Consider the following 22,407-nt stretch of genomic DNA (forward strand, 5'->3'; position numbering starts at 1 on the left):
CCTTCATTAAAATTCATTATAAATAAAGTTATTTTGCGTATCTCCAGTTCCATAAATCAAATAAAGCGCAATAAATATTGCTACGTATAAGATAGTAAGCAACCATGGTTTAATTTTTTCAATGGTGTGCTTTTTATCATGATTCATATGTCTGAGCCTCCTTTATAACACGTGCAAAATACTATATTCTATTTATCTGTTTTCTAATATATTTTAACACATATACAATTAAAATATTTTTTATTTACTGTTCATAATTATACAATCAATTTCCCATCTTTACAATTAAATCCATATTTCTTCAGCTAACAAAAATGTTATATTAAATGCTTTGCGTTTAGTTTTATTATCTATAATTCATATATCTATTGTTTTTTTGAAGTTAGAAACAACATAAATATTAGTCTTTTATGGATATATATACATACTTATCCAAGATAACTCCCACTTATATATTTCTTATTTTTATTGTATTTTTAGTTTATCAATTGTTTTTTGAAATATTATTGATAAAAAAACAATTACTTATCTGATTTTTATAGACATTCAATACTTGATTTTATTTATCCACTCGTAATATAGTCTTTTTCACATAAAAAAAACCGACAGAGTTTAAGTAACTCTGCCGGCAATATTTAAATATAGTATAATACAAAAAACAATTTATTATTTAATTGGTGTTTTCGCATCTTTGCCACTTAAGACTAGTCTAATATTATCAATACACAACTGTATCATACGGTTTCTAGTGATGACTGATGCGCTACCAATATGTGGTAAGACGAGTGCATTTTTCATAGATAGTAATGGGTGTGACATATCAATAGGTTCTTTACGTAATACATCTAAGCCACATGCAGCAATCTCACCATCTTGTAATGCTGCAACTAATGCTGTTTCATCAACGACTGCACCTCGTCCAATATTGATAAAAATAGCATCATTTTTCATCTTTTTAAATGCTGCCTCATTAAACTTGTCACGTGTTTCCTCAGTCAACGGTGCTGTACAAACAACGAAGTCACTATGTTCTAATAATGTATCAAACGATACATAAAGTGCACCCAAACTTTCTTCTGCTTCTACCTGTCTACTACGATTATGGTACATAATATTAGCATTAAAGCCCTTTAAACGTCTTGCAAATGCCTTACCAATATCTCCCATGCCAAAAATACCTACTTTAGCATTATATAAATCTTTACCTGCAAGTAAATAAGGTCCCCAGCTTTGCCATTCGCCATTTTGAACATACTGTTCCGCTTCAATGATTCGTCTTGCTACACTCAACATTAAAGTAAAGCCTAATTCTGCGGTAGTTTCAGTTAGAACTTCAGGCGTGTTAGTTGCTACTATCCCCTTACTGCGAACAAGTTGCACGTCTATATTATCGAAACCAACTGCCATATTTGCAATAACCTTTAATTTTGGCGCGTGTGCAATAACTTCTTCATCTATCGTTTCACTTAATGTAATAAAGCAAGCTGTCGCATCATTCAATGCCTCTAAAAACTTTTCTCGTGGCATTGGTGTGTATGATTCATTCCATACCTCTACATCTGCAAATAATTCTAACTGATCTATAAATGGTTGCGGAATCTTTCTTGTTACGATTACTTTTTCCATCTAATCACCCCTATTGTTCTAGCTCATTAATAACCTCATTTAAATCTTTAAAGCTATATGTTGGTGGTACATCTTTTTGTTCAATTTCAGCTTTAGTTGTTACGCCCGTTTGAACATGAATCGTGTCGATATTAACATTAATGCCTGACAGTATATCCGTGTCATATAAGTCACCCACCATGGCAACATCATCAGGTTTAATTCCTAATGATTCCAATTGTTCTAGTGCTTTATGCATAATAATTGGTTCTGGCTTCCCAATAAATGTTGGCTGGACGCCAGTAGATACTGAAACCACACTTGTAATCGCGCCATTGCCTGGTAAGAAACCACGTTCTTTCGGAATAGAAACGTCTTTATTCGTCGAAATAAATGTTGCCCCATTACGCACACCTAATGTTGCTGTAGCTAATTTTTCATAAGTTACCGCTTCATCTAACCCGATAACAACATAATCAACAAATTCATCATTTTTCAATTGTAAACCATGACTCGTTAATGCTTTTTTCAAACCTGTGCCACCTAACATATATACTGATGCTCCTGGTGAAGCTTCTGAAATATATTCGGCAGTCGCAAGTGCAGAAGTAACCACCTCAGTAGCTTTGGCATCTAAGCCCATTGACGATAATTTTGTCGCTACTTCTTCTGGTTCTTTCGTTGAATTATTTGTTACATATAAATGCGGTATTTGATGCTGATTTAAATATGATATAAAGGCCTTAGCGCCATCTATTGTTTCATTACCTTTATATAAAGTTCCATCTAAGTCAATTAGATATGCTTTGTAATTTTTCATTTCTATTTATTCTCCTTTTTGACCAAATGCAGTAATTGGTACATTCTCGTTCTCTAAAAATTGCAATACTTCAGTAATAAATTGCTGATAGTACTGTACTGACTTATCAAAAATTGGAATAAGTTCTGTAGTATTCAGTTCATCATAGTAATGAACAAATTGCTTTCTAACTTCAACAGTTTCATTAATATGTTGTTGCGTGTCCTTTGAAATGACACCTTCTAATTCTAAGATATCAATAACATCTTTATAATTACCTGGATCTCTCAAAATAAATCCATCAATAATCATATTACCTATATCCACTGATGATTCAATCAACATTTGAGCTATGCGTTCAAATGCATAATGATTATGTTTCTGCTGTGGATAATCGCTAAGTAATTGTTGTAAGTAATTTAATTTAGCATTTAATTGTTCTTTGTTTACGAAATACATACTCGTCACCCCTATCTTGTTCATCATACCATAACTTTACAGGTTAATTCATTTCCAGTTATACTAATTATCAACGCTTTATTAAACTTAAAAATATTAACTTTAATAAATACACCTTAAGGAGCGAATATAAATGATAGATATGTATTTATATGATGATGACGAATCAGCACAAGTACAATTTGTTGGGTTTGTGGGCGAACACAGCCGCTATGATTTAATGTTAGTACAAACCAATCGTCATTATGGTAAAACGATTGTCTTGAATATGCAAACGAATAAATTTGGCATTATCGGTACGGATGATTTAGAAGAGGAAGGTTATATCGCACATATCCTCGGTGTATCAGAAGAAGAAGGAAATGAAATTTCTGAATATCTCAACGAAGTCATACAATAAATCAGCGAGTTGATTTTAAACACAAACTTCTTAGGAATAAGATTCATTAATACATTAAATAACATTAATAAAAAAACCAAGCGTCAATTGATATACTTCATACAAAGTAGACATTTAAAAATGAAAACCTTGTATGAAGCAGTTCAAATTATAGACACTTGGTTCTTTTATTTTTCAGGTTGTTGGATGCTAGGTTGAATCTTGACGTCTTGAAGTTTATTACTTTCAATAATTTCATCCTCCTGTTGTTGCTGAGCTAACTTATCTTTGATTTCTTTTTCTGGGATGTGTCTCAAGATGAAATAAGGACAACCAAAATTGCAATATTCCAATAAATAATCTTGAATCGTTGAGAAACGTTTACTAAGTTCTGCCTTTTTATTGTGATCACTATAAAAACCTTTGAGTCTCAATTGTTCATATCCAAAATCACCAACAACATAATCATACTTATCTAATATATCTGAGTAACGGTTGGCAAATATTTCTTCATCAAAACAGTCCCTATAATCTTCAACAATTTCAAAATGTTGTTCATTTACCTTTATCATTGTACTCACCTAATCTATCGCGCTCTCCATTATAATATGATTGGAATAGCTTAAAGTTTTAATAAAGACTTAGCCCATTTAATGTAACATTGTCGGCATACATTAAAATTGAACTAAGTCTTTGCATTAATTATTTAGTTATTTTGTAGTTGCGTCTTGCTTAAGTTGTTCTTCACCTAAACGTTGTCTTTCTTTTGCCGCTTCATTAACTTGTTCATCGGCATGATAAGAACTACGTACTAATGGACCAGCTTGACAATGTTTGAAACCTTTATCCATTGCAATTTTTCTTAATTTACCAAATTCTAATGGTGTGTAATACTTTTCAACTTTCAAATGCTTACGTGATGGTTGTAAATATTGACCAATAGTTAAGATATCTACATCATTAGCACGTAAATCATCCATAGTTTCAAGTATTTCTTCATGCGTTTCACCTAAACCAACCATTAAACTTGATTTAGTAGGGATATCTGGTTGTAATTCTTTAGAGCGACGCAAGAATTCTAATGTACGATCATAAGTTGCACGCGCACGAACTCTTGGTGTTAAACGACGCACTGTTTCAATATTGTGGTTTAAAATATCTGGTTTAGAAGCCATAAGCGTTTCTAATGCTTCATAGTCGCCACCCATATCAGATGGTAAAATTTCAATAGATGTATATGGATTACGTTCTCTTACTTTGCGGACTGTTTCTGCATATACATTTGAACCAGCATCTCTTAAATCATCACGCGCAACAGCTGTAATTACAACGTGCTTTAAGTTCATTAATTCAACTGATTCTGCCACGCGTTCTGGCTCTTCTAAATCTAATTCGTTTGGTAATCCTGTCTTAACCGCACAAAAACGGCAAGCTCTAGTACATACTGCACCTAAAATCATAAAAGTAGCAGTACGTCTTTCTCCCCAACACTCATGTATATTCGGACATTTTGCTTCTTCGCAAACTGTGTGTAAATTCTTTTCACGCATCATTTTCTTAAGACCAGTGTAGTTTTCGTTTGTGTTTAACTTTATCTTCAACCAATCCGGTTTACGTAAAATTTCTTCATTTTTAGTAGCCATAAACGCACAATCCTCCTGAATTGAAATCTGTATATATTATAACGAAATTCGGGGCAAATTTAAATGTATATTGTCCATCTTTTAATATTCCAAAAGTTTCTCTTTAAATATATCACGTAGAAACTCAGGCATTAAATATTCAATTGCATGTTCCTTTAATGTTGGGAAATAACGACCAAATGTATACATATCGACGGTGCCTAGTGTATATGTTGTATCGTCATCAATTTCCTCCCCATTTATAAAGAAACGAGATTCAGATTGAATGATGCCAATATTAAATAAAATATAACCACCAAATATATCTCCTCTAAAACCTAATCCTTGTGCAAATTCATTGATATACTCTTGCTTTTGACTTTTGATGATGACTTGCTTTAATTCCTGTCCAGTTAATCTAATGCGCACCAAATTAATCGGATGTGGAAGCATTTGATGTATATCATACTCTGTAACTTGATCCGCTTCAATGCCCTTTACGATTAAACCTGCATTAATAATCGTACAATCTGCATTGGTAAATTCAAATACACTCTCTGCTAACAAATATGCTGATTGTGTGATTACATCTGTTCTTCTAGGTAAATATACTGGATGATCAACTACTGGGTCACTCAAGAGTAAGCGCCCTTCTTCTTCAAAGTTGGTTTCAACTTTTGGTAATTGTGTCACTGGATATAACGTTGCTTTTTTATTTATAATACGCTTATCTTCTATATCTAAAGTAACTTCACCAAGATAGTAGCCATACTTTCCTGCGGCCGCCATCAACACCCCATTATTCATCTCTCCATTTAAAAAGTGATGATGTGTATGACTGCCTAAAATAAGATCTATTTCTGGGATTTCTTGACATAATTTTTCATCAAAAAACACACCAACATGACTCATAATTATAAGTATATCATAGGCACCTTCATTTGCACTGATTTCATCTTTAATAGCCTCTAATGGGTCTGTAACAACCCAATCTAGAGCACGATAAAATGGCGTGAATTGTGCAGTTGCAGCCACAAATAGAATTCTAACACCTTCAATTTCTTTAATGTAAGAAGACTGAATATGATTTGGTAGATTACCTTGTTCGTCGAATACATTCGCACAGGTAATTGGAAAGCGCGCATCATTATATAGTGCATTTAATGCATCATGTGAAATTGTCATTCCTTCATTATTGCCAATCGTAGCTAAATCACAATGTGCTTGATTCAATAATTCAACATTCTTTGTCCCCATAGTTGCTTCAGTCACAGGTGCTGATAAATCAACATGGTCACCGATATCAAGATAGAGTGAGGGATGATTTAATTTAGGTCTTTCTTCATTCAAATATGCTGATATGTTTGCATATTCTTGAAGGTGACTATGTATATCATTCGTATGATAGATTGTTAACTGCATCGCAATTCCCCTCCTCAAGTATTATAAAAATGACTTAATTATTAGATATATACCCATTATTAACATAACTGTGCGTAATAATGTTACAACTGTATCTGATTTAATTGAATGATTAATCTTAACTCCTAACCTAGCACCAAAGTAACTTGAAATAATCAATACAATAGAGTAAATCCAGGCTACATGGCCTAAAGCAATGTGTCCTGCAGAACTCATCACACTTGAAAAGAAAATCATCATCATACTTGTTCCAACTGCCACATGTGGTGGAAATCTAAATACAATTAACATTAACGGCGTCATTAATGCACCACCACCGATACCAAACAAACCTGTTAGGACACCTATAAATAGTGTTGCAATAAATGCCACGACCGGTGGCACACTATAATGAAACGTCTTACCTGTACCATCCACATATGTTTTTTCATATTTTGGTTTATTAAATATTTTTAGTGGCTTAATATTATTTCTAACCATTAATAATATTGAAACAAAGATTAAAAATATCCCAAAATATAAATTAAATGACTCTAACGTTAAATAACGGCTTAAGATAGAACCAATTAACGAACCAGGTAATAAACCAAATAAAAATATAGAACCATTTTTCACATCCACTTGTTTAGTCTTTAAATACCCTAACGTAGATGATAATCCCGTTACAATCAAGATTACTGACGAAGTACCTATTGCAATTTGTGGTGTAATACCATGTAAAATATCATTATCCACGCCTAAATAAACAAGCGTTGGCACAATAATTATTCCACCACCTATGCCTACCAACGATCCTAAAATAGCTGATAATGCACCAATTAATACCAATAACACTATAGTTAACATCAAATCTCTCCTAAAATAATTTCAATTGCTTTGGTGCGAGTCCTTCATAATCTATTCCTAAAAATTGCTGATATTGCTTTGCATTATTTGCTGCATGACCACCAGAATTATTATTAAACACAACATAAATCCTTTTAGCTTTATGCTCTAAAACTTTAACTTTATTAACTAATTCCATCAATTCTTTATCACTGTAATCATAAAGATATCTAACATCTCTCCACGCTTCATCTGTCATATCCTTTTTCGTCCAACCATTAATATTACGCCCATGATATCGAACAAATGCAGTTTCATGCGTAATACGATTAATTAAAGGTATAGAACCTTGGCCTACTTGCGGTTCATCACAAACTGCATGAATCATTTCATGGTCAGTCAAAAATGCTAATGTTTGCTCTTTAAACTCCTCATTAAACCAAGACTGATGTCTAAATTCTACACATACTGGAAATGACTTTAATTGTTCTTGAACATAACGGATGTATGCAATATTTTTAGCAGTACAATCAAACCAAGGTGGAAATTGAACTAATACCATTGCTAATTTATTAACCTCTTGCAAAGGTTTAATCATAGCAATAAACTGATCAAACAATGCTTGTCTCGTTTCTGCAAAATCATGATAATCAGCATGTAACGTTAATGCCTGATGAATTTTTACAATGAATTCAAATCTTTTAGGCGTTTCTCTTATCCACTTATTAATATTTCTCTCCGGCTGTATTGCATAATAAGAAGCATCTAATTCTACTATTGGAAAATGACTCGCATATGTAAGTAATTTATCTGATTTTCTTTGCAAGTCTACATAGAGTGAATCGTGATCTCCCCAACCAGTTAATCCTATATTTATCATAATATCACCACATTAATGATACCATAACTGAATTAAGGTAATCACTTGATAAATTCTAAATTATCATAACTTTACAATGTAAACAGAATAACATTTAATCTGCAGTTGTTTTTGGATTTAGTTAAAAAGAAAAGAGCAATCGCTCCTCTGTTTAGTAAAGTTAATACTAACCCTAATGCATACAATGCAATTGAATCATTGTAAAAACAATCAATTTCATTGTATTTGAGTGCTTTGCTCTTTTACAAATATATTCAGTTATAGTCTACAAAATTCACTTTAAATCAAAGTTTCTGTGTGTCGGATGATTTGTTGCATCAATGTAGATGCCGAAACTGCACGCGCCAATCTTGGCGACTGACCACTCCATAAATGCGTCCATTTTGTATCACCATTTTGTGCCGATGCCTTTCTTATAGCATTTGTAAGTTGATTCTGAATTGGATAATCCGGGATGTCATCATCATATCTATTCATATTATGAATGAAATCATTATCAATACCTCGCGCTGGCTTGCCACTAAAGACCTTGGTAACTACCGTATCCGTTTCTTTACTTTCTTGTATCGCATTTTTATATAACGTTGAAGCTCCACTTTCTTCAGTAGTTAAAAACGCTGTACCTAATTGGGCACCTTTAGCCCCTAAAACCATGCTCGCAATTAATCCTCGCGCATCCATTATTCCACCAGCAGCAATCACTGGAATGTTAACAGCATCTACAATTTGTGGCACCAATGACATTGTACCAACCAAGGGTACTTGATCACCTGCAACATATGTAAATGATCCCCTATGACCACCAGCTTCACTACCTTGTGCAATCACCATATCCATCCCTGCTTGTTCATTCGCAATAGCTTCTTCAACTGAAGTCGCAGTACCAATTAATTTCATATGATTTTGCTTTAATTTATCAATAATTACACCATCAGGTATACCAAAGGTAAACGAAACAATAGGTACATTTTTTTCTATTAATAATTCTATCGCAGCATTAAATTGTTCTTCTTCACTAATATTAACTGTAGGTTCTTCAAGGTTCAACGCACGTCGATAAGGTCGTAACCAAGCATTCATTTTTTCGACCTTTTCAGGTAAATATAACTTATCACTTGGCACAAATAAATTCACTGCGAATGGTAAATCTGTTAATTCTTGGACGTGTGTAATTTCTTGATCTAATTTATCCGTTGTAAAGTAACCAGCACCTATCGTGCCTAACCCTCCACTATTACTCACCGTTGCTACTAACTCAGGCGTTGTACTCCCTGCCATACCAGCTTGGATAATTGGATAACGAATACCTAATTTCTCTGTGACATCATTTGTTAATTTCATGAAAAACACCCCTTTAAAGATCTCCACAACGATTATTAATCTAGCACTTATTTTTTATAATAGGCAGTGAGTTGCTGTTTCAGTTTTTCTCTTTCTTCTTCATCCATCTCATCTTCGATTTCCATACCTAACATTTCCTCAATCAAATCCTCATGTGAAACGATAGCATCCGTTCCTCCATATTCATCTAATACAATTGCTAAGTGCTTACGAGACACTGTCATTTTTCTCAACACCCATTCCGCTCTATTATGTTCATTGACGAATAATGGCTCTGAAATATAGTTAGAAATATCATCTGAAGTCTTTCTACTCCAAGCTAACAAATATTTTGAGTGAAAGACACCAATAATATGATCAATATCTTCATCGTATACCGGATATCGTGTATACGGATTGGAAACTACAGTTTCATATGCCTCTTCATAAGAAATATCAGAAGGAAACGCAGTAACATTTATCCTAGGTGTTGTATCAATATCTGTAATCTTTAACTTTTCAAAATTCATGACACCTTGTATGCGATTTTTCTCAACTTCATTAAACGCACCTTGACTCTCCGCAATCGTAACGATTTGTCTAATTTCTTCCTTAGAAAAACGCTGCTCTTCCTGTGAATGATTCGGCACCATATTTTTAATTATCTTAGTTAATTGATTTAAAATGATAATGAGAGGCTTTATTACAAAAATATAACCTACAAGTATCGGATAAATCCATCGTGTGGTCTTCTCTGGATAAGCCTCAGCAAAAGCCCTTGGAACAACCTCACAAATAATAATGACGCCTATAATAGCAAGTAATATCGTTAATATCATGTTAAATTCCCGGTTCTCAGACCACAAAGTTACCAAAGAAATTAAAATAATATTAGCAACATTTTTACCGATAACAATAGCTGTTAAATAGACACTTGGTTTATTTAATAGCTGATAAATTTTATTTGCTTTATTTTCCCCTTGTTCAGCTTTTGACTGTAGCTTCATCCTATTTACAGCAGATAAAGCTGTCTCGCTGATTGAAAAGAAGATTGACGCAAACAAAAGTATGATTATGGCTATAATCATCTATGCATTTCTCCTTTTTAATTTAACAAAATGTTATTTTCTTTTAAACATATATTCCCATCATACACTTTTACTAAACGCTTAGCTATAGCCATACAATCAAATTTCGCATGACGGTTATAAATAACTTCATAGTATAAATTGATACAAAAAAAACACGAGACCATACTATGCATTCAATACCATTTCGACAATGGTATCAAATGTGTATGACTCGTGTTTTTCTTTATATTATAAGTGTTAAATGTGGAGATACAATCCTATCCGATTGATCCTTCCATTTCAAATTTGATTAAACGGTTCATTTCAACTGCATACTCCATTGGAAGTTCTTTTGTAAATGGTTCAATGAAGCCCATTACAATCATTTCAGTTGCTTCTTCTTCAGAAATACCTCTACTCATTAAGTAGAACAATTGTTCTTCAGAAACTTTAGAAACCTTCGCTTCGTGTTCTAATGAAATATTATCGTTAAATACTTCATTATATGGAATTGTATCAGAAGTTGACTCATTATCTAAAATTAATGTGTCACATTCGATATTTGAACGCGCACCTTTTGCTTTACGGCCAAAGTGAACGATACCTCTATAAACAACTTTACCGCCATCTTTAGAAATAGATTTAGAGACAATTGTAGAAGAAGTGTTAGGTGCTTTATGAATCATCTTCGCACCAGCATCTTGCACTTGTCCTTTACCGGCAAATGCGATAGATAATGTGCTACCTTTAGCACCTTCACCCATTAATACACAGTTTGGATATTTCATTGTTAACTTAGAACCTAAGTTACCATCTACCCATTCCATATTTCCGTTTTCATAAACTAATGTACGTTTAGTAACTAGGTTATAAACATTATTAGCCCAGTTTTGAATTGTTGTATATCGTACATGTGCATCTTTGTGTACGATGATTTCAACAACTGCTGAGTGTAGTGAACTTGTTGTATAAACAGGAGCAGTACAACCCTCAACATAGTTTACTGATGCACCTTCATCAGCAATGATTAATGTACGTTCGAATTGTCCCATATTTTCAGAATTAATACGGAAATAAGCTTGTAATGGTGTATCTAATTTAATGTTTTTTGGAACATAAATAAATGATCCACCAGACCATACAGCTGAGTTTAATGCCGCAAATTTATTATCTGCTGCCGGAACAACCGTTGAGAAATATTGTTTGAATAGTTCTTCATTTTCTCTTAATGCACTGTCAGTATCTTTAAATATAATACCTTTTTCTTCAAGTTCTTTTTCCATATTATGGTAAACAACTTCTGATTCATATTGAGCTGAAACACCAGCTAAATATTTTTGTTCAGCTTCTGGAATACCTAATTTATCAAACGTACGCTTGATTTCTTCTGGTACTTCATCCCAAGAACGTTCAGTATTTTCTGATGGTTTTACATAATAAGTGATATCATCAAAATCTAATTCTGATAAGTCTCCACCCCACTGTGGCATTGGCATCTTATAGAATTGCTTTAATGATTTCAATCTGTAATTAAGCATCCATTCTGGTTCATCTTTCATATTTGAGATTTCTCGAACGATATTTTCTGTTAATCCTCGTTCTGATCTAAAAATGGAAACATCTTCATCGTGGAAACCATATTGATAATCTCCAACATCAGGTGCTTTTTTAGCCATTTCAATCACTCCTTTTATATATTTAAAACGACTTCTATTGCAAACGCTCGTCTATTCTATGCATGTATTATAACTTGTCTGTTTATTTTCTAATTTTAAGTCTTGCTGTTACCCTTAGTGTGAATGGAATTTTACACAATGTCAACGTGTTGTGCTTAATTATTCCTCATTACCTTCTTTTTCGACTGTGCCTTTTTCTAATGCTTTCCAAGCTAGTGTGGCACACTTGATTCTTGCAGGAAATTGAGAAACACCTTGTAATGCTTCAATATCTCCCATATCTTCAGTAATTTCATAATCTTCGCCCAACATCATTTTTGTAAATTCCTGACTCATCTTCATTGCTTCAGCAAGTGAATGACCTTTTACCGCTTCAGTCATCATTGAAGCACTAGACATTGAAATCGAACATCCTTCACCATCAAATTTCGCATCCTTAATGAAGCCATCCTCTATATCAAATGTCAGATGAATACGGTCACCACATGTTGGATTATTCATATCTACCGTCATCGAACCATTATCTAATTTCCCTTTGTTTCTTGGGCTCTTATAGTGGTCCATAATTACAGAACGATACAATTGATTTAAATTATTAAAATTCATACGAGAAAAACTCCTTCGTCTGTTTCAATGCTTCAACCATTTGATCAACGTCTTCTTTCGTATTATAGATATAAAAGCTAGCACGGGCAGTTGAAGATTGATTCAACCATTTCATTAACGGTTGTGCACAGTGATGGCCCGCTCTTACAGCAACACCTTCTGTATCTACTGCTGTAGCCACATCATGCGCATGTACGTCACCTAAATTAAAGGTAATAACACCTGCACGACGTTCTTTCGGAGGACCATAAATTTCAATATTCTCAACTTCTAACATTCTATCGTAAGCATATTGCGTTAACGTTGCCTCATGCTCATGAATCGCGTCAAAGCCGATACTTTCCAAGTAACGAATCGCCTCAGCTAAACCGATTGCTTGTGCAATTAAAGGCGTTCCCGCTTCGAATTTAGTTGGTAAATCTGCCCATGATGCATCATACTTACCGACGAAATCTATCATGTCACCGCCAAATTCAGTGGGTTCCATTTGATTTAACAACCGTCGTTTACCATAAAGTACGCCGATACCTGTTGGTCCAAGCATTTTATGTCCACTAAAGCTATAGAAATCAACATCTAAGTCTTGCATATCTAAATCCATATGCGGTGCCGCTTGCGCACCATCTACACTGATAACTGCACCATGTGCATGCGCCACTTCAGTGATTGCTTTAATATCATTAATAGTACCAAGAACGTTAGAAATATGAGCAATTGCTACAATTTTAGTATTGTCATTAATTGTAGCCTTAACATCTTCAATGTTTAATTCCCCTGTTTCTGTCATTGGTATAAATTTTAAAGAAGCATTTTTACGTTTAGCCAATTGTTGCCATGGCACAATGTTTGCATGATGTTCCATCTCTGTAACCACGATCTCGTCGCCTTCAGAAATATTAGCATCACCATAACTATGTGCTACTAAATTAATGCTAGCAGTTGTACCTCTCGTAAAAATAATTTCCTCAAAATATTTCGCATTAATGAAATTTCTAACTGTCTCTCGCGCGCTTTCATAACCGTCTGTCGCAAGTGAACCTAAAGTATGAACACCACGATGAACATTAGAATTATAACGTTTATAATAATCGTCAATCGCTTCTATAACTTGAATTGGCGTTTGACTTGTCGCTGTTGAATCTAAGTATGCCAATCGCTTACCATTTACTTGTTGGTCAAGAATTGGAAAGTCTTTTATAATTTCATTCACATTTAATAATTCGGTCAAATTATCCTCAGACCTTTCTTTATTAAGAATCTATAATCAGGCCTTAGTTAAGGCGAAACATCAATATGCTAAAGCAATCCTTTACATCAGCATAATCGTTTCTTTCATGACTATTGTCCTAACATTACTCTGATTGCTTAACTATTTATTATTTGTTTACTTTTAATTCAATAACTTCACGTAATTGACGCTTAACGTCCTCAATAGGTAATTCACGAACAACAGGGTCTAAGAAACCATGAATAACAAGTCTTTCAGCTTCTTCACGTGAGATACCACGACTCATTAAATAATACAATTGTTCAGGGTCAACACGTCCAACTGATGCTGCGTGACCAGCTTCCACATCATCTTCATCGATAAGTAAGATTGGGTTCGCATCGCCACGTGCATTTTCAGAAAGCATCAATACACGAGATTCTTGGTTCGCAATTGATCTTGTACCACCATGTTTGATATAGCCAATACCATTGAATACAGTAGAAGCATTTTCTCTCATTACACCGTGTTTCAAGATATAACCATTAGTATCTTTACCATATTGTACAATCTTAGACGTTAAGTTGATTTTTTGGTCTCCAGTACCAACGACAACTGATTTCAAGGCACTTTCAGAACGGTCACCAATTAAATTAGTTGAATTATCAATAATTTGGCTACCTTCGTTCATTAAACCTAACGCCCAGTTAATCGTTGCATCTTCAGCTGTGATACCACGTCGAATAATGTGTCCAGTGAATCCTTTATCTAAATAATCCACAGAACCATAAGTGATTGTAGAATTCTTTCCAGCATTTACCTCTGAAATGATGTTAATTTGATTATCTTCACCACTTGCAGTAGATAAATAGTTCTCAACGTAAGTTACTTCAGCACTTTCTTCAGTAGCGATAATAACATGATTGTATAGACTAGCATTAGCATCGTCATGTAATACAACATATTGTATAGGGTTTTCTACTACAACATTTTTCGGTACGTATACAAATACACCACCGTTAATCAATGCAGTATGCAAAGCAGTTAATCTATGTTCATCTAGAGCAACTGTTTCTGTCATTAAATATTGTTTAACTAGCTCTGGGTGATTTACCAAGGCTTCTGATAGACCTTCAACGACTACACCATCTTTTGTAGCTGATTCAGATACTTTTGAAAAAGCTAATGTATTATTGTGTTGAATAATTAGATTATCAGAATTTTCTACATCTATAATTTCTTTTACTGCACTTGGTAATTCTTCTAATGACTGGAATACACTTCCAGTTGTTTCATGTTGTTTAAATGAGTCGAAGTCCCATCTATTAATTTTCGTTTTATCTGGTTTTGGCATTTCTAAAGTTTCAGTTAATTTCAACGCTTCTTTACGTAATTCTGTCATCCAAGCTGGCTCATTATGGGCTTGTGAATACTCAACAAGTTGCGCTTCAGAAATGTTTAAAGTTTCAGTCGTCATACTTTTTTCCTCCCATTTGATGATCGTATGATTTAAATCCTTTGGCAATAATGAATGCCTTAAATCTTCATCTTATTTTTTGTATAAAAGTTCAGATTTATTCTGTAGCACCGTACTCTTCTTTAACCCATTCATAGCCTTCTTCTTCAAGACGTTTTGCTAATTCAGGACCGCCTGAAGTTACAACTTTACCACCGAACATTACGTGTACGTGATCTGGTGTAATATAGTTTAATAGACGTTGATAATGAGTGATAATTAATGAACCAAACTCATCTCCACGCATTTGGTTAATACCTTTTGAAACTACTTTAAGTGCGTCGATATCAAGACCTGAGTCGATTTCATCTAAAATAGCAAATTTAGGTTCTAACATCATTAATTGTAAGATTTCGTTACGTTTTTTCTCCCCACCAGAGAAACCTTCGTTAAGATAACGTTGTGCCATATCTTGATCGATATCTAAGAAATCCATTTCTTTGTCTAATTTTTTAATGAATTGCATTAAGTTGATTTCTTCGCCTTCTTCACGTTTCGCATTAATAGCTGAACGCATGAAATCTGCATTTGTTACACCTGTGATTTCAGATGGATATTGCATAGCTAGGAATAATCCTGCTTTTGCACGTTCATCAACTTCTAATTCTAAAATGTTAACACCGTCTAGTAATACTTCACCTTGAGTTACTTCGTAGCTTGGGTGTCCCATGATAGCTGATGATAATGTTGATTTACCAGTACCGTTTGGCCCCATGATTGCATGTATTTCACCAGTGTTGATTGTTAAGTTAACACCCTTTAAAATCTCTTTATCTTCAATAGACACATGTAGGTCTTTAATTTCTAATGTAGATGGCATACATATTCCCTCCGTAATATATGATATGTTTTTCCTTACTAGTTTATAATAATTTTAATCTACAGTCAAAAGACTAAAATCATATTACAACTAATAATTATAACTTAGTTACATCCGAATATAAACCTTTTCAAGCGCTAAATTAAAATAGTTCTTAAAACACAATGATTTTTGATAATGATACTAAGCATTGATTAACTGATAAAATATGAAGTAATGTTCTCAATACTATAATTTAGACATATAAATCAAAATATGCGCTTATCATAGAATCAATACACACTCATTAATAGAATGTAATAATTGAATTTGCTCATTTAATTTTTGTGTATTTTAACTATAAAATTCATTCTTTACATTAGACTTTTATTTTTGATTTATTTATAATAATAGTTCAATCAATATGATTGAACTTAATTATTTAGGAGGAATTAATTCTTTATTGGGAACCTTATTTAGTTTATTGACTTTTATCATTTTATTAGCATTAACAGCATTTTTCGTAGCGACCGAGTTTGCTATCGTAAAGGTGAGATCATCACGCATTAATACACTCGCAAAACAGAATAACAAGCGAGCACGTGCTGCACAACAAGTCGTGTCCAATCTCGACGAATATTTAGCTGCCTGTCAATTGGGTATCACGATAACGGCTCTAGGTATCGGTATGGTTGGTGAATCGACATTCGAATTCATACTACATCCTTTATTCAGTAGTTTAGGACTTTCAGACACTTTGATACATGTTTTCACACTTATCGGTGCATTTGTTATTGCAACTTATTTACACGTTGCAATTGGTGAGATGGCACCAAAGACAATCGCTATCCAAAAAGCGGAACAAATTACTTTATTAATCGCAAAACCTATTATCTTGTTTTCTAAATTATTTTATCCATTTATTTTTATACTTAACGGTTCAGCGACATTAATATTAAAGTTATTTGGTATGACGCCTGCAAAGGAAAGTGAAATATATCATTCTGAGGAAGAAATCAAGTTACTATTGAAAGAAAGTCATGCTGGTGGAGAAATTTCGCAAAATGAATTAACGCATATCAACAGAGCGTTTGCCTTTGACGAAATGAAACTTCAAGATGGGTATGTAGCAATGGCAGATGTAGCTGTGATTAATGTACAAGATAGTTATGATGACACAAAGTCTTATATTAGCAAGGCACATTACACAAGATTCCCTGTGTATAAAGGAGAAAAAAGTAATATTATCGGCTATATTCATGCCAAAGATTTACTCAAAGATAATGTTACTTCACTCGAGACAATTACCAATTCAATTCTTAAATTAAAGCCCGACACAAAAGCACATTACGCTTTAGAACAAATGAAAGCACATCAAATTCATATTGCGTTAATCGAAGATGACAAGCAACAACCACTTGGTATCGTAACTATGGAAAACATCTTAGAAAAAATTGTCGGTGACATCAAAGATGAGCACGATCGTGTATAATTTATAAGTTAAGTAATTGAAGATTCTTTTTAAGGAACAGACATCTCATTTATTGAGTGTTTGTTCTTTTTTTATTTATGTACTAACAATAAATTTATTTACGATACTATTAATAGTCAGATGGCTTTCAACTGACCACTACACACTTCAACACATCCTGTTCAAATCGACCTTATAACTTGACCATTTGCTTTCATACACACCACTACGCTATAGCACAATGTTGATACAACAGTTCTTGCACACAATTAATATGACTCAAACTTCCAAACTTTTATACGGCAGGAACTATTTTTTCTTCTTTTCATTTATTGAAATAATTACAGGCAATAACCCACAACAAATAACTATTACTAATATCAGTCCAACATTCATAAATACGCACCTCATTTGTATCTATTATTATCACTTATTACATAATTTTAAGTAGCAATATAATATAATTAATCGCCCTTTAATATTAATGTATACACTTTAATTTATATTTAAACATTTACTAAGGAGTCGCATTTCTTCCATAACTTCATTATTCTTACAGATTATATTTACTAAATTTGGGTAACATTGTATTATTAACTTACAATATTTAAAGCGAAATGATAAAAAATGAAACCGTTGCAATTAGATGGAGAATTATCTTATGATGAGCTGATTGCAATACTTGAACAGACTATCGAAGATGCAAAAAAAGAGACAACAAATAAATAAATTTTAAGTAGAGTGATGGGGATGAATATATGGAAATTATCCGACTAGATGGCGAAATGACTTACGAGGAATTAATGGAAGAACTGAAACAAGGTCTTGAAGAAGCTAAAAAAGGAACACCTAAAAAAATAAATTTTAAGTAGAGTGATGAAAATGCCATTTATGCAACTTGACGGTGATTATAACTTGGATGAGCTTATTAAAGAAAATGAAAAACTCATTAAAGAGTTAGAAGAAGAAAAAAGAGAAAAAGAAAAAGATGACTCTGCGCATTAATTATTAGATTATGCAAGGAATCATCTTTTTGTTTGCTATCACAGAACATATAAAAGTGTTCACGTATAACAAAACAAGTTTAATAACTCCAAATTGGAGTGTATTTTTTGTGATCAATTTCCGATAATTTGCACATTCTGCACTTTTTTGCCCTTTTTCAGTTTTATTTAGCAATAAAATAACCCTCTAACCATTAAGGTTAAAGGGTTTACTTAAATTCATGATGTTATTTTGCTGGTACTACTGCACCATCATATTTTTTATTAATGTAGTCTTTGATTTCTTTAGAATGTAATACTTCCATTAATGCTTTGATTTTCTTATCGTCTTTATGTCCTTCTTTAACTGCGATTAAGTTAGCATATGGATTATCTTTTGCTTTCTCAACAACAATTGAATCTTTTTGTGGACTTAATTTTTGATCGATAGCAAAGTTTGAGTTAATAATTACAGCATCTGCTTTTTGGTTTTGATAGATCTTAGGTAAGTATTCTGCAGATTGTTTGTTGTTAAATTTAATATCTTTTTTGTTTTCAGTGATATCTTTAAATGTTGCGTCTTCAGGTTTTACACCTTTTTTCAATTTGATTAAACCTTCATCAACGAAGAATTTTAAGAATCTACCTTCTTCAGCTGGGTTGTTTGATACGTAAACTGTTGCACCTTTTGGTAAGTCTTTTAAGCTTTTATATTTTTTAGAATATACAGCCATTGGTTCTAAGTGTACGTTACCAGCAGATTCAATTTTATAACCTTTGTCTTTTTTATCTGTTTTTAAATATGGTGTATGTTGGAAGAAGTTTGCATCCAATTCACCTTTATTTAATAATTTATTTGGCGTAGTGTAGTCGTTAATTGTTTTAATCTTTAAGTTATAACCTTTGTCTTTAAGTAATGGTTTAGCCTTTTCCAAAATTTCTGCATGTGGCGCTGGTGATGCTCCAACTGTAATGGTCTTATCTTTCCCGCCGCCATTACCACAAGCTGCTAAAACAAGTGCAAGAACTAAAACCGAAGCAAAACTAAATAATTTTTTCATATCGTTAAGTCTCCTTTTAATTTTATCTCTTATCTATCTTATTTGTAGCCCAATCACCAATAAATTGAATGATAAAGACAATAATAAGTATTAAAATAGTTGAAACTAAAATGACATCATTTTGGTTTCGGGTAAATCCAGTTAAATATGCCAAGTTACCTAACCCACCTGCACCAATAACTCCGGCAATTGCCGTTGAACCAACTAATGCGATGGCAGTAACCGTAATACCTGAGATTAATGCTGGCATTGCTTCAGGAATTAATACCTTTTTAACTACAGTCCAAGTATTTGCACCCATTGACCATGCTGCCTCGATAACACCTTTGTCGATTTCTTTAAATGCAATTTCGACTAATCGTGCATAGAATGGTGCAGCACCGATAATTAGTGCTGGTAAAGCACCAGTAGGTCCACTAATTGTTCCAAGTACTAAGCTTGTAAAAGGAATTAATAGTAATATCAAGATAATGAATGGTATCGCTCTGAACAAGTTAACAATGAACGATACAATATTATAAAATATTCTAGCTGCCTTCGAATCACTTTTAGCAGATAAGAATAATAACACACCTAAAATCAAACCAAAGATAAATGCAAATATCGTAGAAACAATTGTCATATACAATGTCTCGTATGTTGCAATCCAAACCTCACTCCATTGAACATTTGGCATTGTAATCATTTCTTGGAGTATGTCACTAAATGAATTACCCATGCTTTAACACCTCCAATGAAACATGTTGCGCTTCTAAATCATTTTTGAACTTTTCGAACTTTTCTGAATCTAATGACGGTAAATGTAATACCAAGAATCCGATGGAACCGTCTTTAGAATGTTTGATATTGGCTTCTAATATATTCACATCAATATCATGTGTTTTTGTAATATATGAGATAAGTGGTTCAGTCGTATTATTACCTGTAAAGTTTAAACGTACGATATACGAATTATCATCAATATGTACTAAATCAGTAATAGACTCATCAAAATCATCATTTAGATCATCTTTGACAAAACGTTTTGTCACATCGTGTTGTGGGTTTTCAAAGACAGATGTTACTGCACCTTGTTCAATTACTCGGCCATTTTCCATCACGGCTACTTCATCACATATGCGTCTAATGACTTGCATTTCATGTGTAATGATCACAATTGTTAAATTACGTTGTTCCTTGATTTTCAACAGCAAATCTAAGATTTCATCTGTTGTTTGGGGGTCAAGTGCACTCGTTGCTTCATCACATAGTAATACATTCGGCTCATTAGCCAATGCTCTTGCTATACCAACACGTTGTTTCTGACCACCAGATAGTTCTGACGGATAAGCGTCCTCTCTACCTTTCAATCCTACTAGCTCCACTAGTTCTAGTGCACGTTGTTTCGCTTCTGATCTTGAAACACCTGCAATTTCTAATGGAAACGTAATATTATTTAAAACCGTTCTTGACCATAGTAAGTTAAAATGTTGAAATATCATGCTCACTTTTTGACGTTTTTTACGTAATTCTGATTTTGATAGTTTCCCTATAGTATCGCCATCAATGATAACGTCTCCTGAAGTAGGCTGTTCGAGATTATTTAAGAGTCTGATTAAAGTACTCTTTCCTGCACCAGAAAAACCAACTACCCCAAAGATTGAGCCTGATTGAATGCTTAAATCAACATGATCTACAGCAAGTACGTCTTGTTTCTTAGTTTTGTACCTTTTCACTATTTGATTTAACTCAATCATCATAGTTGCCTCCTTGTATTGCTCTATCAATTAAAAAATGCTTTCCCTTGTTCACCGAAGAATAGAGAAAGCATTTGCCGCTTCTCTCATCTCCAAAAGTCCAATAAGACTTTTTGTGAATTGGCACCATTTCTGTTACAGACGGTTGCCGGGCTTCGTAGGGCACATCCCTCCACCTCTCGTGATAAGAGTTTCATTTATTTAATTATCAATAATCCTACCATCGCACTAGAGATTCGTCAATAACTATTTTAAATTTTCTAATAAATAAGGTACCGACTGAAATGCGTAAATACGCTTTATCTCTTGTCCTTTTGACATGACTAATAGTACGGGTACAGATTGAATTTCGTGCTTTTGGCTATATTCTGGATAAAAATTCAAATCCACTTTCGTAATTGGTAATTGTAAGATTTCATTAGCGATGTCTAACATTCGTTCAGATATTTTACATGTTCCACACGTAGGTGTATAGCCAAACACCAGTGATTTCTCTTTATCATCGTGTTCATGTATATCGACACGCGTTTCTTTTGCTACGTTCATGTTAATAAACTAACCCTTTCAGCTATATAATCTATTTGAGCCTTTGCCATGCTCTCTTCATCCTTTACTTTAAATCCATTTTTTTCTAGGACTCGTGAGAGATATGGCTTTGGACATTTTGCAACTTCACAATATTGTTTATCAATTCTAATATGATGACTTTCACTTAAATAACGTTTAAACCATTTACGGATTTTTTCACCTTCATTATCTGAATCAACAAGTATATGCACTTGTTTTCCATATAATGATTCAATCATTGCATCTAATTTATCAACGCCCATTGTACCATTCGTACAAATAATTTCAATTGGCTGATCTATAACTTGCTTTACCCTCTTCTTGTCGGACTTCCCCTCGACAATGATTACTTGGTTCAGTATCGTCATGATATCCACCCTCTAAATGTTGATAGTTATTCTCTT

At 33.4% G+C, this 22,407-nt stretch carries 24 protein-coding genes and 1 riboswitch; of the genes, 3 read left to right on the forward strand and 21 right to left on the reverse strand.

The genetic code is table 11. From position 1 onward, the window contains the following. Nucleotides 1-6: 6 nt before the first annotated feature. From ACF91D_RS06140 to ACF91D_RS06155, 4 genes are all read right to left on the reverse strand, one after another. Nucleotides 7-147 (reverse strand): teichoic acid D-Ala incorporation-associated protein DltX, encoded by a 141-nt coding sequence (locus tag ACF91D_RS06140; protein WP_107526921.1) that lies wholly within the window; start codon nucleotides 145-147, stop codon nucleotides 7-9. A 519-nt stretch (nucleotides 148-666) separates the two neighbouring features. After that, complete coding sequence (locus ACF91D_RS06145) at nucleotides 667-1,626, reverse strand: 2-hydroxyacid dehydrogenase (RefSeq protein WP_107526922.1); 960 nt, start codon at nucleotides 1,624-1,626, stop codon at nucleotides 667-669. A 10-nt stretch (nucleotides 1,627-1,636) separates the two neighbouring features. Further along, nucleotides 1,637-2,425: a TIGR01457 family HAD-type hydrolase gene (locus ACF91D_RS06150; RefSeq protein ID WP_107512414.1), complete on the reverse strand. Its 789-nt coding sequence runs from the start codon at nucleotides 2,423-2,425 to the stop codon at nucleotides 1,637-1,639. Nucleotides 2,426-2,431: 6 nt separating this feature from the next. Beyond that, complete coding sequence (locus tag ACF91D_RS06155; RefSeq protein WP_042739755.1) at nucleotides 2,432-2,863, reverse strand: DUF86 domain-containing protein; 432 nt, start codon at nucleotides 2,861-2,863, stop codon at nucleotides 2,432-2,434. A gap of 133 nt (nucleotides 2,864-2,996) precedes the next feature. On the opposite strand from ACF91D_RS06155, the gene ACF91D_RS06160 reads away from it, so the two are divergent. Next, nucleotides 2,997-3,263: a DUF3055 domain-containing protein gene (locus tag ACF91D_RS06160; protein ID WP_042739754.1), complete on the forward strand. Its 267-nt coding sequence runs from the start codon at nucleotides 2,997-2,999 to the stop codon at nucleotides 3,261-3,263. 167 nt (nucleotides 3,264-3,430) lie between these two features. Here ACF91D_RS06160 and ACF91D_RS06165 read toward each other — a convergent pair whose 3' ends face one another. From ACF91D_RS06165 to sufC, 12 genes are all read right to left on the reverse strand, one after another. Further along, nucleotides 3,431-3,814: a YutD family protein gene (locus ACF91D_RS06165; protein WP_042739753.1), complete on the reverse strand. Its 384-nt coding sequence runs from the start codon at nucleotides 3,812-3,814 to the stop codon at nucleotides 3,431-3,433. A 138-nt stretch (nucleotides 3,815-3,952) separates the two neighbouring features. Next, on the reverse strand, nucleotides 3,953-4,885 hold the full coding sequence (lipA, locus tag ACF91D_RS06170; RefSeq protein ID WP_042739752.1) for a lipoyl synthase: 933 nt from the start codon (nucleotides 4,883-4,885) through the stop codon (nucleotides 3,953-3,955). An 81-nt stretch (nucleotides 4,886-4,966) separates the two neighbouring features. Continuing rightward, nucleotides 4,967-6,286: a bifunctional metallophosphatase/5'-nucleotidase gene (locus ACF91D_RS06175; protein WP_107526923.1), complete on the reverse strand. Its 1,320-nt coding sequence runs from the start codon at nucleotides 6,284-6,286 to the stop codon at nucleotides 4,967-4,969. 21 nt (nucleotides 6,287-6,307) lie between these two features. Continuing rightward, on the reverse strand, nucleotides 6,308-7,135 hold the full coding sequence (locus tag ACF91D_RS06180) for a sulfite exporter TauE/SafE family protein (protein ID WP_107526924.1): 828 nt from the start codon (nucleotides 7,133-7,135) through the stop codon (nucleotides 6,308-6,310). Nucleotides 7,136-7,142: 7 nt separating this feature from the next. Further along, nucleotides 7,143-7,991 (reverse strand): DUF72 domain-containing protein, encoded by an 849-nt coding sequence (locus ACF91D_RS06185; protein WP_107526925.1) that lies wholly within the window; start codon nucleotides 7,989-7,991, stop codon nucleotides 7,143-7,145. Between the two features lie 279 nt (nucleotides 7,992-8,270). Then, nucleotides 8,271-9,332 carry an NAD(P)H-dependent flavin oxidoreductase gene (locus tag ACF91D_RS06190; protein WP_107526926.1) on the reverse strand — a complete coding sequence of 354 codons (1,062 nt, stop codon included), beginning with the start codon at nucleotides 9,330-9,332 and terminating at the stop codon, nucleotides 8,271-8,273. Between the two features lie 47 nt (nucleotides 9,333-9,379). Next, nucleotides 9,380-10,399, reverse strand: coding sequence for a hemolysin family protein (locus ACF91D_RS06195; protein ID WP_107590038.1), 1,020 nt, complete (start codon nucleotides 10,397-10,399; stop codon nucleotides 9,380-9,382). 260 nt (nucleotides 10,400-10,659) lie between these two features. Continuing rightward, nucleotides 10,660-12,057, reverse strand: a complete 1,398-nt coding sequence (gene sufB, locus ACF91D_RS06200; RefSeq protein WP_042739746.1) for a Fe-S cluster assembly protein SufB — start codon at nucleotides 12,055-12,057, stop codon at nucleotides 10,660-10,662. A 159-nt stretch (nucleotides 12,058-12,216) separates the two neighbouring features. After that, nucleotides 12,217-12,663 (reverse strand): Fe-S cluster assembly sulfur transfer protein SufU, encoded by a 447-nt coding sequence (sufU, locus tag ACF91D_RS06205; protein ID WP_042739745.1) that lies wholly within the window; start codon nucleotides 12,661-12,663, stop codon nucleotides 12,217-12,219. Next, on the reverse strand, nucleotides 12,653-13,891 hold the full coding sequence (locus tag ACF91D_RS06210; RefSeq protein WP_107526928.1) for a cysteine desulfurase: 1,239 nt from the start codon (nucleotides 13,889-13,891) through the stop codon (nucleotides 12,653-12,655). The genes sufU and ACF91D_RS06210 overlap by 11 nt, the downstream gene beginning before the upstream one ends. A gap of 148 nt (nucleotides 13,892-14,039) precedes the next feature. Next, complete coding sequence (gene sufD / locus ACF91D_RS06215) at nucleotides 14,040-15,347, reverse strand: Fe-S cluster assembly protein SufD (protein ID WP_107526929.1); 1,308 nt, start codon at nucleotides 15,345-15,347, stop codon at nucleotides 14,040-14,042. Nucleotides 15,348-15,444: 97 nt separating this feature from the next. Next, nucleotides 15,445-16,206, reverse strand: coding sequence for a Fe-S cluster assembly ATPase SufC (sufC, locus tag ACF91D_RS06220; protein WP_042739742.1), 762 nt, complete (start codon nucleotides 16,204-16,206; stop codon nucleotides 15,445-15,447). 442 nt (nucleotides 16,207-16,648) lie between these two features. Here sufC and ACF91D_RS06225 point away from each other — a divergent pair, with 442 nt between their 5' ends. Together ACF91D_RS06225 and ACF91D_RS06230 are read left to right on the forward strand one after the other, a co-directional pair. Further along, nucleotides 16,649-17,677, forward strand: a complete 1,029-nt coding sequence (locus tag ACF91D_RS06225) for a hemolysin family protein (protein WP_107512407.1) — start codon at nucleotides 16,649-16,651, stop codon at nucleotides 17,675-17,677. 861 nt (nucleotides 17,678-18,538) lie between these two features. Continuing rightward, a complete protein-coding gene (locus ACF91D_RS06230) occupies nucleotides 18,539-18,661 on the forward strand; it encodes a hypothetical protein (RefSeq protein WP_269667680.1) in 123 nt (40 codons plus the stop codon). A 226-nt stretch (nucleotides 18,662-18,887) separates the two neighbouring features. Here the strand turns inward: ACF91D_RS06230 and ACF91D_RS06235 are convergent, their stop codons facing one another. The 5 genes from ACF91D_RS06235 to ACF91D_RS06255 all read right to left on the reverse strand — a co-directional run bounded on the left by ACF91D_RS06235 (nucleotide 18,888) and on the right by ACF91D_RS06255 (nucleotide 22,371). Next, nucleotides 18,888-19,700: a MetQ/NlpA family ABC transporter substrate-binding protein gene (locus ACF91D_RS06235; RefSeq protein ID WP_042739740.1), complete on the reverse strand. Its 813-nt coding sequence runs from the start codon at nucleotides 19,698-19,700 to the stop codon at nucleotides 18,888-18,890. Between the two features lie 22 nt (nucleotides 19,701-19,722). Then, nucleotides 19,723-20,418 (reverse strand): methionine ABC transporter permease, encoded by a 696-nt coding sequence (locus tag ACF91D_RS06240; protein ID WP_042739739.1) that lies wholly within the window; start codon nucleotides 20,416-20,418, stop codon nucleotides 19,723-19,725. Next, nucleotides 20,411-21,436, reverse strand: a complete 1,026-nt coding sequence (locus ACF91D_RS06245) for a methionine ABC transporter ATP-binding protein (RefSeq protein ID WP_042739738.1) — start codon at nucleotides 21,434-21,436, stop codon at nucleotides 20,411-20,413. Before ACF91D_RS06245 ends, ACF91D_RS06240 begins: the two co-directional genes overlap by 8 nt. An 83-nt stretch (nucleotides 21,437-21,519) precedes the next feature. Next, nucleotides 21,520-21,627: riboswitch (SAM riboswitch) on the reverse strand. A 55-nt stretch (nucleotides 21,628-21,682) separates the two neighbouring features. Continuing rightward, nucleotides 21,683-21,982, reverse strand: a complete 300-nt coding sequence (locus ACF91D_RS06250) for a thioredoxin family protein (protein WP_107512406.1) — start codon at nucleotides 21,980-21,982, stop codon at nucleotides 21,683-21,685. Beyond that, nucleotides 21,979-22,371 carry a toprim domain-containing protein gene (locus ACF91D_RS06255; RefSeq protein WP_042739736.1) on the reverse strand — a complete coding sequence of 131 codons (393 nt, stop codon included), beginning with the start codon at nucleotides 22,369-22,371 and terminating at the stop codon, nucleotides 21,979-21,981. The genes ACF91D_RS06250 and ACF91D_RS06255 overlap by 4 nt, the downstream gene beginning before the upstream one ends. Nucleotides 22,372-22,407: the final 36 nt, after the last annotated feature.

The sequence above is a fragment of the Staphylococcus sp. 231237_7MaSpsaltlick genome (genome assembly GCF_043107035.1).